Raw genomic sequence first — 11,548 nt, 5'->3', positions numbered from 1 at the left:
TACAAACAACAAGGGTCTTTCTGCTCCCAATCGACAAATCAATACAAAGGCACAAAGCCGGTCAGCTTAGGGGTCAGATTGGCAGCAGAAAGACTCTTTTATCTTCGCAGTCAGCCTATTTCTTACAGCGCATGAAGACCAAATGGGGAAGCTGCAATCCTAAAGCCAAACACATTCGGCTAAATACAGAGCTAGTCAAGAAACCGAAAGATCTTCTCGAATACGTCATCGTTCACGAACTCGCGCATTTGATAGAACCGACTCACAGCGATCGCTTCATTGCACTTCTCGATCAATACTATCCGACTTGGCGCGAAGCCCGTGCTGAGCTTAATGAACTCCCACTCTCTGCGGAAGCTTGGGCAGAGTGAGTTAATAGATAGCGTCAACTTTTAACAGAAATTAGAGAGGCAGGAATGAACTCTGTTGCGGTTTTGTTACATCGACTTGCTTTTTCCGCTAGTGATCACTTCTTCAGTATCTTTTTTCAATGTCGTTATTCCACGTCTCATGATTAAAACAGTAGCTACGCTTCCCAACAGAAGCTTATTTCGAGCTTTGAATTCGCTTTCAATGGAGATTGATACGCGTGATTTTCCGATAAAACGACGACGCTCTATTGAAGTTGTCTTAGGCTCTTTTAGTTTAACGTTGCAGAGAGTTATCTTTCTAGATTTGCTTTCCTCAGGGCTTCGTCCTGCTGACCCCTTCGATGCAGTCGACTGGACTAACACGCCTATCAAGAAGCGGCTATTAGACCTAGAAGGGGATATTTCCTGGACCCAGCTGCAAGTACTCAATCAAGGTTTTGATTTGATTAGGGAGGCTGCAACTAATTCAGGCTATGAGTTCAGATTTTCGGATCCTAGAGCACTTTTTGTCCAAATTCTAAAGGACGAACGCCAAGATAGCATTAACTTAATCCTTACTGATCGTTGCAGTGCTGGAATGACCCTAGAGCAAGAGAGGGAAATGAGAACTTTTCAATCTAAGCTTTTTAGGGGTAGAGCAAGTCAATCAGAAGAAACGCAAGCGTTGGAGAAGTGGCGCTCTGAACCATGGCTAAATTTTTGTCTGTATGGCATTTGGCATGAGCGGTTTCGGCACAAGCCATTAAGAGAGGCATGGGAAAAGTTTCTCAAGGCTCACAAAGCTTACCTCAGTTTCTTGAGGTCGAAGGAAGTAAGAAACCGCGCCAGCAACATAGTGTACAACTACGGTCAGCCTGTCTTGTCTAAGACAATGCAACCCGTTCGGTGGGCAGAACCTACGCCAGTTCCGCCATACATGCCATACATGCCATACATTATTAAGGTAACGGATTCGTAACTTGCCTTTACATTTTTAAGTGCAAGCAGGTTCGTAGTAAGTAAAAGAAGAGGTTGACATTCATAAACTTCTGCTTGGCAGGATTTGCTAGGCAACTCTTCTTTAAGGAAACCGAAACCAATTCCCTAACAATTAGCTTCAAATAGCTTCAAAGAACTCAAAATCAGCAAAAAGCGATCGCCAATCCACAAGAGTTTAGAGGCTCTGGATTCACGATCGCTTCAATCCCCGCAGGAGGCGGGTAACTTTCTTATGCTTATTTTAGCAGCTCCCAACCCAATTGCCTTTCAGAGCATCCGGCTCCGTAGAGACAAATTCAATAAACTATCGATCGAGTTTGATTTGCGGCTTGTGTTAGCAGAGCGAATTGCTGATCTCCAAAAGCAAGGAGGGCTGCGATAGTGCTTCTCGACCATCACCGCTCACACCTCGCGTCCGAGGGCTTCAGCGACTCCCGGATCGATCAGATTGAATCGATCGGAGTTCGTTCAATTACTGAATCAGAAGCGCGATCGCTCAACATCATATGCAAAGATGATTTGGGCGAATATCGGTCAAGCAGTGGAATTTATTTTTCCTTCACTTTGGATTACGGGCAGTTACGGTGCGACAATCCCCCAAATCGCAACGGAAAACCAGCGAAGTATTTAACGCCATGCGGTAAGCAGTCGAAGGCTTATCTGCCTGAAAACTGTGAAGTAATGACAGAAGGTTTCAAAGATGCGGCGGCGGGAACGATTCATGGTGGTATCCCAACAGGCGCGATCCCAGGTGTAAGCCACTGCTACAAGGCACTGAAACCAAAAGCAGGCTACACGCTACTTTACGATGCAGACGGCTGGCGCAATCCAAATGTTTTCACACAACTTTTCAAGGCTGGATTGTATCTAAATGGGAAAATCCAGCTAGTTCCCGAAATTCAAGGTGAGCCGAAAGCTGGACTATGTGAGTATTTTAAGGCTGGTTACACAGCACAGAACTATCGATCTCTTATTGATTCTGCATTTGAACCGGAAGAATTTCTACTTGAGATCCCAAAACATTGGGCAGCTTTGGAGCAGAAAGAAAAGCAGAAGTGTGTAGATGCCATTTTGAGGCTGGCAATTATCTACCTAAGCAGACCGAAGGCTGATCAACTAATTCAGGCAATTCGTGCGATCAGGGCTGAGATTGATAAAGATTCAATCTCCGAGCTTGCTGAGTCAGTGATTGAGAAGTATCGCAAAGATAATCGAATTGAGGAATTAGCGAGGCTTCCGGGTGGCTATTTGTGGAGCGCAATCTCAAAGGACAGAACCTTTTTTGACTACCTCAGCCTAATTCAGGGATTTGGCTCCAAACTTCGATTCAACACGCTCAAAAAGCAAGTAGAGCTTGAATCCAAACCTTTTTCCGCAGGAATTGCAAAGACTCAACTCAATATTCAGTACGGTTTTCGAGCGAAATCAAACAACGCCACTTTCTCAGAAGTCTTTCTACTGGCAGCTAAACGAAACTCCTACAGTCCGATCGTTGAATATCTTGATCGAGTTTCCACTGAACACGGCAACAGCACCGAAATTCTGAGCAGCTTTGCAGAACGGTATTTCGGGCAAACTGAACCAATCTACAACTCAATGATCAAGCGCTCTTTGATTGCAGCAGTAGCCAGAGCCTACAATCCGGGCTGCAAAGTTGATACAGCACTGATTCTTCAAGGTAAGCAGGGCGCGGGAAAATCGACGTTCTTCAAAATTCTGGCAGGCGATCAATACTTTGACGACTCGTTAGCTAACGTCTCTGACAAAGACGAGAAACTGAAGCTGCACCGTGTCTGGTTTGTCGAATGGGCGGAACTTGAGACAGTTTTCCGACGTAAAGACGTTGCAGCAACAAAAGCTTTTCTAAGCAGTTCCACTGATTTTGTAAGACCTCCCTACGGTCGAGATACTGAGGAAATGCCGCGATCGTCTGTGATCGTCGGAACCACTAACCAAAATGAATTCTTGAGCGATAGCACCGGGAATCGTCGATTCTGGGTAATTCCGGTTTTGAAAGATATCAACGCCGCATTGCTCAAGGCAGAGCGCGATCGCATCTGGGCGGCTGCGGTTGCACTTTATAAAGCAAGTGAGCAATGGTGGCTTTTCGACTTAGAAGAGATTGCAGCAGCCGGAATTGCAGAGCAATTTCAAACCAGCGACCCTTGGACAGACCCAGTATTGAGTTATGTTGACGCTCTAGAGTTTGTAACCACAAAGGAAATTCTCGATCTGCAAGGGCTGATCGAAACTGCGCGACAAGACAAAGCTTCGCAGATGCGTATAGCTGAAATCCTGAAGAAAGCAGGATGGCGGCGCGATTCAAAGCGGATCGAAGGCAAAGTAACCAAGGGCTGGATTAAGCCTGAACTGCCTACGGCTCAACCACAAGTCGATCAGAGTGAACCACGCAATCCGAAGAATCCTGAGCTTCCCGCTTGGGTCACACCGAACGCGATCGCGGTACACAAGCCGACTGGAACAAAGTTTTCGATTACCAAGGCTCCAAAAAACAGACCAACAGGCGAATACAAATTGCAAAGTGAAACAGGCGAAAAATACTGGCTTCGAGACTGCGAACCCTACCGAGAGAGGCTTGTGAGTTGAATCAGCCTAATGAGCTTCGGCTATATGCACACCGATTAATTGATCGCATCTCCCGTAATCCAGGCGCGATCAAGCTACTTTTGGAAGTCATCCCAACACTCGAACTCTACGCAAATTACAAATCAAATCGACGGAAACAGAACAATGTGGCTCACCTTAGACGAAACTTGTCAGAGAACGAAGCTATCGGAATCGACGATCGAGCGGTGGATTAAAGACGGCTATTTACTCTGGAATTCATTACGGTGGCTCTGGAAGGCTGCGACGTTTCGACCCTGCAATGATTGATTTAGCGGTTCGATTCCAAAATGACCCAGAAGCGCATGAGCAAGCGATCTCAGCAAAGCGAAAAGAGCTATTCAGCCGTAAACGCGCCTAGTCGAAGTCTTTCAATCGTGGGCGCTTTGTCGCACCATAATACCGATCCATCATCGTTCTACGACTATTCCCTGCATAATCAGCGGCTTCTGCAATGGTTAAATTGCCCGATTCAATCTCATGGCTCCAACGGGTATGGCGGCTGTTGTAAAGAGTGCGGTACTCAATCCCTGTGTTTTCAAACAACGGCTTCCAGTGCCGTTTCAGAAAATTGTTGCCGTCAATATAACCACCTTTTGGCGCGGGAAACACTAACTTAGACTCGCTCTGCTCTCTCAGTTCTTGCAGCATCTTTTGGATATTGGGACTGATCGGAACGGTGCGAGTTTCATTCGTTTTAGTGGACTTGACGCGCTTACCCTTGGCATCCCAAGCTTTACCGATCCACACTTCCGAACAGTCCTCATTCAATGCCGCCCATTCGAGCGCGATCGCTTCACCAATGCGACATCCCACACCCAATAGAAACCGCACAAAATGGTGATAGTAGTTTGCTTCAAATGCGGCAAGAATCTGCTGAATTTCTTCACGGCTGAATGGCTTCGCGGCTCGTCTCGGTTCGGTTTTGACTTTCATATCAAGCCAAGGATTGATTCGAGCAAGTCCTTTCTTAATTCCCCACTTCCAGATAGCGCGAACCAAGGTGAGATTGAGATTCACAGTTTCACCGCTCTGTCCGCAGTCTTGCAGGTAGCGCAGGAACACGATCGCTTTCTTATCGGTGACTTGATCGACCTCTAAATCTCGAAAGCAATTCACAAGATGGTTTCGGTTCGATAGCGCTGTTGGCTGCTGGACTGCTCTGCGGCAATATTCGCAGACACAAAACGATCAAGCAGTTGAACTACGGTTAGCAAGTCTTGTCGATCCGTACCTACTTTGTATTTCCGCAGTGATGGATCAAAGTTTCCGCTTGCAATGTCTAATTCTATTTGTCGCGCTAAACGATCGGCTGCAAGTCGATTCGTCGCGTTGCTTGCGCCAAACGCTAGAGAGAATCGTTTCTGTTTGCCCTCAGCGTCGATCGCTTGCCATCGCAACCGTAACCGACCGTCTACCGCCGAAACCGCTACACTTCCTTTTTGCGATTTTGCCATCAGTTACCACCTTTGACGATACAAGGGTGGTAACGCTGCTTTTGAGGTGGTAACAGCGCTGAAACGCTTGATTTTATTAGGGGTTGATAAACATTACCTCCCCTTCTCTGTTACCACCTGAATACCACCCTAAAAATGAGTGGTAACGTCTAAAAGCATTACAGGGCAATGGTGTCAAGCCACCGTTACCACCGTTACCACCAAAAGCACTATTTCTACTGTTTATTTTTCACACTCTATCTGATCACGCACCCTGTTACTGAGAAGGGACCAAATCCGTACCAATTTCAGAACTCTCCTGACGATTTCTGAGGCTTTCAGACGCTACTTATTGAGAATCAGTTAGCTCCCTAGCGCTAGGGAGTAAGCCCGGAAAACCTTGATACATCAACGTTTCCAGGTAGTGGAGCTAAGGGGAGTCGAACCCCTGACCTTCTCAATGCCATTGAGACGCTAGGAAGTCCAGCCTTCCTACTTTACGACTGCCTTGACCTATTCCTACAGTCAGGTTTAAGGCAGATGCGAAAGATCACCCCTATCGATAACAGAGGCTCTATTCAGTTACGTTTCTCTGTATCAGGAAAACGCTATGGACTAAACCCAGTACCAGGGGGTAGCTACAGCAATAAGAAGGATCTAGAGGTAGCCAAGGCGATCGCCCTCAGGATCGAGACAGACATTCTCACAGGTAAATTCGATCCTAGCCTTGACAGCTACAGGTTGGTACAGAAGGCAGTCCCAGAGATAGCCAAGCCTGCACACCTGCTAGACCTGTTCGATCAATGGGTGGCTACGCTGAACCTGAACCCTGAAACCTACGCTAACCATTACAAGGGCTTTAGATCTGTCTTACTCAAGGCTAACCCTAAGATCACTGATACCACTTGGTTAGCCAAGGCAGATATCAAGCCCTCTACGTATCAGGTACGGCTCTGGATGGCTAGACGTTGCCTTAACTGGGCTGTAGAGCAAGGGCTAGTCACAGTTAACCCCTACGCGGCTATGAAGGCACCCAAGGCAGAAAAGAAGCGTATCCAGCCATTTACCAAGGCAGAAATGAGGGCTATCCTGGCAGCATTTGAGGATAGATCACCCCATTACGTACCCTTGGTTAAGTTCCTATTTGCCACCGGGGTAAGAATTAGTGAGGCGATAGGTTTGAGATGGAAGGATGTAGACTTATACGCTGGCTACATTACGATCGCTGAGTCTCTACCCATTAAGAGATCTGGTAATGGTCACACTAGGCAGCGTAAGAAGACTAAGACAGGATCTATCCGACTGCTAACCTTGCACGATAGCCTAAGGTATGCCCTAGGCGTACCTGGTAAGCCAGAGGATCTAGTATTTACCTCTGTAGAAGGTAAGGTCATCTCAGGGCATAACTGGAGAGAGCGATACTGGCAGCCCATCCTAGGCTATGCAGGGGTAGCCTATAGACCGGTTCATAATACTAGGCATACCTTTGCTAGTCACTGCTTAGAGGCTGGTATGCCTGTAACTCAGGTAGCCTATCTCTTAGGGCACTCAAATGCCACTATGGTAATTAAGACCTATGGGCACCTTATCAATAGACATGAGTTACCAGACTTAGGGCTATAAACAAACACCTGGGCATACCATGTTCAAAAGCTGCCTTTGAACATCGTTATAGAGGTCTTCAAAACGCACAGAATAGTTCCTGTCTGGCGTTACTATTTCTAAGTCCTTACTTACTTTTAGTTTTTCTGCTAGCTTGTAGTCATAAGGGGTAGTCTGAATGATCGTACCCCTAATACTTATAGAAACTTGAGCTATGGGGTAACTCTTGCTGTCGATAACGAGGGATATTATCTCACCTTGATCATTACGTTCTATGTCCACTTCATGCATTATTACAGGCTGCCTACTTGAGTACGCACTGTTACTGTCTCTCTCATAACTGTTAGGACAAATACAGGCAAGGAGGTCGCAGTCACCCTTAACATCGTCCTTATGTACTCTCACTTCACCTAATGGCGTTTCAAACCAGAACGTCTTAACCTTCAAATAGCTAGAATGACTATGTTGCCCTTCTGCATAGTGCCATTTATTATTATGTTTCCATTTAATTTTGATGAGTGAACTTGAATAAGTTCGACCATCCAGGGTGATCTCTAGCCCTCCACGTGTGGTGATGTAACATTCTGCGTACCCAGCCATATTGTTACGTTCGATAAAATACCTTATTGTAAGTCAGTAATACAAAGGGGGCTAGCTGTCTCAGATCGTCTCAGATAGTGTCGCAGATGCTAAAACCTTACGTGGCAAGGGTTAGAGGCTACTGTCTCAGATGTCGCAGATGTTTACCCAAAGTTACCTGCTATATGTAGTTTTAGGGTCTATACTTAAGTTTAGTCAAACATCTGCGACACTGAGACAGTAAGGCTAGAAGCTCCTCTATGTAAGGCTTTAGGGGTGTCGCAGATATGTCTCAGATGCCCTATTTTATCTGAGACACTGAGACAGTAAAGCCATAAAAAAAGCCCTGACTGATAAGCCAGGGCTATAGGGGCTATGCTAGGTTATGCGTAAGAATTATGCCTGTACTGTTCAAGCTGGGCACAAGTCACTAAGGTTAGCTCACTGTCAGCATTTTCAGGCTTAAAGTAGTATCTAGCCTTAACGCCACTTACACGTCTCTCTTTCTGGGTGTAACCTAGGGTATCCATAGCACTAGAAAGCTTTCTAGACATGGGGGTATATTGGCGACTAGAGGGCGTAACGTTAAATACAGCTGCGAGAATATCCTTAGGGGCTAGCGCGATCGCTCCTTTATCCCCCATTTTAGCAAGTACAGCCTCTAGGGTCTCCAATAATTCATTATCAGCAGTAAACCCTTTAGCACGTTCAGAGGCTTTACGAGATAACTCCTTATTCCAAGGCTTCTCACCTGTCAAGTAACGACGATAAGCCTCTAACCAGATATTGTCTCTATGGCATCTAACGTACTCTACATTGATCTCCCCAGGTACAGGGATAACCCAAAAGCGTGTATTATCTTCATCCCTCAGGAAATTGGTACTGTTGGCAGTGGCAGCTAATACGCTATGTCTAGGATGCTTTCTGACTTCATTCTGGTACAGATGGCGATACTCATCTTCCTGTACTGAGATAAAGCGCTTAAGGTTTTCCACACTACGCTTAGACGCGATCGCCTCAATTTCCTCTAGTTCCATGATCCAGCATGACTGCAATTGACGATACACGTCAGCGTCAGACATTTCGCTATCTCGACTGCTGTAATATTCCCCTGCTAGGGCTTTAAGTACCTGAGTTTTCCCTATTTCCTGGGCACCTTGTAGGGTAAGGCATTGACGCATCTGGCACCCTGGATCTACAGCCCTAGCGACAGCCCCAATGAGCCATGAGGTGAACATCTCTTGTGATAGTTCATCGTCTACCCCCAATACATCCTTAGCCAGAGTAGACCAGCCCTCCCATGCTTCTACAGGTTTTCTACTAGCTTCATACTTAGCGCTACGTACATAGGCTTCATACTCGTTACGATCGCTATTGTTAGCCAACATCCAGTCACCAAAGCAGAGAATATTACCCTCCTTAGCCTTAGTTACCAGCCCTTCTAGGTACTGGATCACTGGGTTAAATTGGCGTTGCTCACATAGGATATTGAACTTACGAGTAAAGCTCTCAGTAGTCAGCTTACACATAAGGCTAAGTTCATCCTCAAAGGCACTCAATAATTGCGCCTGAGTGTACTTACCAGGTTTGCCTTCTAGCTCGATAGTGCCATTCCAAGAGTTCATCTTCAGACCATTATCGATCATGGTCTGTTGGAACACTTCCCAATATTTATAGGAGCGATCGCCATCTTCAGATAGGATATAGCCTCTAAGATCTGTCTTAGCCTTCTTATTACCATCTACCTCCCAGGTAGCGCCATTGGCTTTATCAGGGTGTCTGGTAGAGGTTGCAAACAGTGAAATATGTGACATAATAGTTGTAGCGCTCCATGCGCATAAGTTAGTTAGATGCCCCTGGTTTCATTGGCGTGAGACCGGGGTATTTGCTGTTTAGGTAGTTTAGTGACCTGCCCAGATCAGTTATTAGGCTGCCTTAATGTCTTCCAGCATGTAGGCTCTCAGCATCTCTGCCACGCTGGAATAGCCTAGTTTACGTGCCTTCTCTTTAGCTGCCTTCTTTTGATCTGGGGTCACTCTAAAGTCTAGTCGATCGGGAAAGTCAACAGTCTTACACCCTCTTGCCATAGTTAACTACCTCCTAGTCGTGTGTACCTTTATCCTGTCTAAAAGGGCATGTCCACAGGTCTGCTTTCATGCCCTAATACATCTATTCTACACTAGATCTGGAGGTAGTTTCGGAAAATAGCACTATAGCGACTCTACATTTAGCTTATAGGTACAGACTGTAGCATTAGTTAGGCTTATGCAGTCTGTACCTTACCTTGCCTTAGCGATAGCCCTTTATTACGGAACTGGGCACGTACTGTATCTCGGATAGACCTATCAGCCTTCAGTAGCTCAATACCTTCTCTCAGTAAGGCACTAACGTCACTGCCTGATCTAGCTGCTTCTGAGGTTAGCCAGTCATGGCTATCAGCCTCTAAGCGTAGTGCTACGTACTTAGTCTTTCTAGGTTTAGGTTCCTTCTCTTCCTGTCTGTAGTCCACTGCCATAACCTCGATCGTAAATAGTTCTCTCATAGTTATCCCGTCTAACGTTGTTTTACAAATTAATGGTAGGCAAGGGTAATACCTGAGTGAATGGGGCTAACGATGCTGCCAACATGCTAGCCCTGACTAACTGACATCTTATGGAGAAAGATAATGGATCGCAACTGTTCTTATTATAACGCACGTACCCGGACACGCTATGTAGAACGAGATGATCTATATGTTGAGGTACAAGACTACGATCGCCCCTGGATCTTCAGCGTATACAGCTATGACCATGTCGGGGAACTAACCCAGGTACCCGTAGACAGAGGCAACCTAGGCGATGGTGACAGACTGATCCTACAGACTCGTAATGGTAAGCAGCTAGAGGTTAGACCTGAGGCATTATCGGGGGCTAACACGGCGATCGCTGTATCGGATCTGTGGCTAGTCTCTTAGTAGACAGTTTAGGGGTACACCTATTTACCTGCTAATGTATGGCGCTACCCGTTGAGACCGTGAAAACATCGGTCTACATTCCTAAGGATCACCTAGAACGGATCAATAGACTAGCTGAAGTTGATGGCGTGGCACCCAGCCAAGCGATCCGTGATGCTATCAAATTTCACTTAATTAACCGGGGCTATTAACTATGACTAAACCAATGACCCAAGCCCAGCTAGACGAGCTACAGGCTAACCTGTACCAACAAATGCGACTAGCTGAAGAGGCAGCCCAGGCTAAACGACAGGCAGATCAGGCTAAGGCAGAGTCACGCGCTAAGACTATGGCTTATGTCGCTAGAATTGCGCAAGAGCAAGTAGACAGGGGTACCCCCAATACTAAGATCGTTAAGGCGTGGTTAGAAACTATTGACGACAGCAAGAATGACCTTGGTATCAGCGATCGTATGCGAGAGGGTATCAAGGCAACCCTTAAGCTACTCCAGCACCCTCTTCATGGTCTCCGTATCAACGCTACAGGCTATCAGTTCCAAGGTCAGGACTATCGCTCTATCGCAGAACTGCATGACGGCTTAGAGCGTATCCTAGGTGTATCTGTGGCAACTAGCCCTAGATGGTTAACTATGGCGATCGAGGATATGGCAGGTGGCAAGGAAAGTGAGCTATTGCCTTATTACATGGCAGCCAGTGGAGATCCAACCTTAGAGCCACCTACGGACATAACAGACAACGACTACTTTTACCTCAGTACGCTAGGTCTCGTATCGTTCCTAGGCTAGTAGTAAATACCTACTGCCTTAGATCCCAACTCATGAAAGGACAATGCCCCTGGTTAGCCGCGGGCTTTCTTATGTTCGTACTTAAGTGTTTTGTATCTCTGTGTTACCAACCTATCTTTCAGGCTAAGTTGTGCCTAGTACCATGCTGAGATCTCATGTGGCTATTCTGTAGGTACTGGCACATCAACTGTCACATCAGGGTAGCTTAGGGCCGTCCTTA

Annotated in this window: 11 protein-coding genes and 1 tRNA gene; 7 read left to right on the top strand and 5 right to left on the bottom strand. The window is 46.3% G+C overall.

Features of this window, described 5'->3' with window-relative positions; translation table 11 throughout:
- The 4 genes from NC980_RS22600 to NC980_RS22585 form a co-directional block, all read left to right on the top strand.
- Nucleotides 1-371, top strand: a 371-nt coding sequence (locus NC980_RS22600) for a M48 family metallopeptidase (protein ID WP_190376010.1), incomplete at its 5' end; no start/stop codon positions are given.
- Between the two features lie 202 nt (nt 372-573).
- Entirely contained in the window at nt 574-1,329 is a 756-nt protein-coding gene (locus NC980_RS22595; protein ID WP_348254073.1) for a hypothetical protein, read from the top strand.
- A 401-nt stretch (nt 1,330-1,730) separates the two neighbouring features.
- Nucleotides 1,731-3,956, top strand: a complete 2,226-nt coding sequence (locus tag NC980_RS22590; protein ID WP_190376007.1) for a virulence-associated E family protein — start codon at nt 1,731-1,733, stop codon at nt 3,954-3,956.
- On the top strand, nt 3,953-4,171 hold the full coding sequence (locus NC980_RS22585) for a hypothetical protein (RefSeq protein ID WP_190376006.1): 219 nt from the start codon (nt 3,953-3,955) through the stop codon (nt 4,169-4,171). Before NC980_RS22590 ends, NC980_RS22585 begins: the two co-directional genes overlap by 4 nt.
- A gap of 160 nt (nt 4,172-4,331) precedes the next feature.
- Here the strand turns inward: NC980_RS22585 and NC980_RS22580 are convergent, their stop codons facing one another.
- From NC980_RS22580 to NC980_RS22570, 3 genes are all read right to left on the bottom strand, one after another.
- Nucleotides 4,332-5,093: a site-specific integrase gene (locus NC980_RS22580; RefSeq protein ID WP_190376005.1), complete on the bottom strand. Its 762-nt coding sequence runs from the start codon at nt 5,091-5,093 to the stop codon at nt 4,332-4,334.
- Entirely contained in the window at nt 5,090-5,431 is a 342-nt protein-coding gene (locus NC980_RS22575; protein ID WP_190376004.1) for a DUF3596 domain-containing protein, read from the bottom strand. The genes NC980_RS22580 and NC980_RS22575 overlap by 4 nt, the downstream gene beginning before the upstream one ends.
- A 404-nt stretch (nt 5,432-5,835) precedes the next feature.
- Nucleotides 5,836-5,930: transfer RNA gene (locus tag NC980_RS22570), tRNA-Ala, on the bottom strand.
- 20 nt (nt 5,931-5,950) lie between these two features.
- Between NC980_RS22570 and NC980_RS22565 the strand changes: the two genes are divergently transcribed.
- Nucleotides 5,951-7,033, top strand: coding sequence for a site-specific integrase (locus NC980_RS22565; RefSeq protein ID WP_190376003.1), 1,083 nt, complete (start codon nt 5,951-5,953; stop codon nt 7,031-7,033).
- A gap of 941 nt (nt 7,034-7,974) precedes the next feature.
- Here the strand turns inward: NC980_RS22565 and NC980_RS22560 are convergent.
- Complete coding sequence (locus NC980_RS22560) at nt 7,975-9,405, bottom strand: VapE domain-containing protein (RefSeq protein WP_190376001.1); 1,431 nt, start codon at nt 9,403-9,405, stop codon at nt 7,975-7,977.
- 111 nt (nt 9,406-9,516) lie between these two features.
- Nucleotides 9,517-9,678, bottom strand: coding sequence for a hypothetical protein (locus NC980_RS22555; protein WP_190376000.1), 162 nt, complete (start codon nt 9,676-9,678; stop codon nt 9,517-9,519).
- Nucleotides 9,679-10,256: 578 nt separating this feature from the next.
- On the opposite strand from NC980_RS22555, the gene NC980_RS22550 reads away from it, so the two are divergent.
- The gene (locus NC980_RS22550) at nt 10,257-10,544 is read left to right on the top strand and encodes a hypothetical protein (protein ID WP_190375999.1); all 288 of its coding nucleotides are present in this window, start codon (nt 10,257-10,259) and stop codon (nt 10,542-10,544) included.
- 451 nt (nt 10,545-10,995) lie between these two features.
- Nucleotides 10,996-11,328 (top strand): hypothetical protein, encoded by a 333-nt coding sequence (locus NC980_RS22545; protein ID WP_190375997.1) that lies wholly within the window; start codon nt 10,996-10,998, stop codon nt 11,326-11,328.
- Nucleotides 11,329-11,548: the final 220 nt, after the last annotated feature.

This window comes from Leptolyngbya sp. AS-A5 (assembly GCF_039962495.1).
GTDB lineage: Bacteria > Cyanobacteriota > Cyanobacteriia > Leptolyngbyales > Leptolyngbyaceae > Leptolyngbya.
This window is presented reverse-complemented; position numbering and strand designations above follow the sequence as displayed.

Bases quoted from the DNA above. Each gene is read 5' to 3' on its own strand.
- NC980_RS22595 (WP_348254073.1), top strand. From the start codon at position 574: ATGGAGATTGATACGCGTGATTTTCCGATAAAACGACGACGCTCTATT.
- NC980_RS22575 (WP_190376004.1), bottom strand. From the start codon at position 5,431: ATGGCAAAATCGCAAAAAGGAAGTGTAGCGGTTTCGGCGGTAGACGGT.
- NC980_RS22565 (WP_190376003.1), top strand. From the start codon at position 5,951: ATGCGAAAGATCACCCCTATCGATAACAGAGGCTCTATTCAGTTACGT.
- NC980_RS22560 (WP_190376001.1), bottom strand. From the start codon at position 9,405: ATGTCACATATTTCACTGTTTGCAACCTCTACCAGACACCCTGATAAA.
- NC980_RS22555 (WP_190376000.1), bottom strand. From the start codon at position 9,678: ATGGCAAGAGGGTGTAAGACTGTTGACTTTCCCGATCGACTAGACTTT.
- NC980_RS22550 (WP_190375999.1), top strand. From the start codon at position 10,257: ATGGATCGCAACTGTTCTTATTATAACGCACGTACCCGGACACGCTAT.
- NC980_RS22545 (WP_190375997.1), top strand. From the start codon at position 10,996: ATGCGAGAGGGTATCAAGGCAACCCTTAAGCTACTCCAGCACCCTCTT.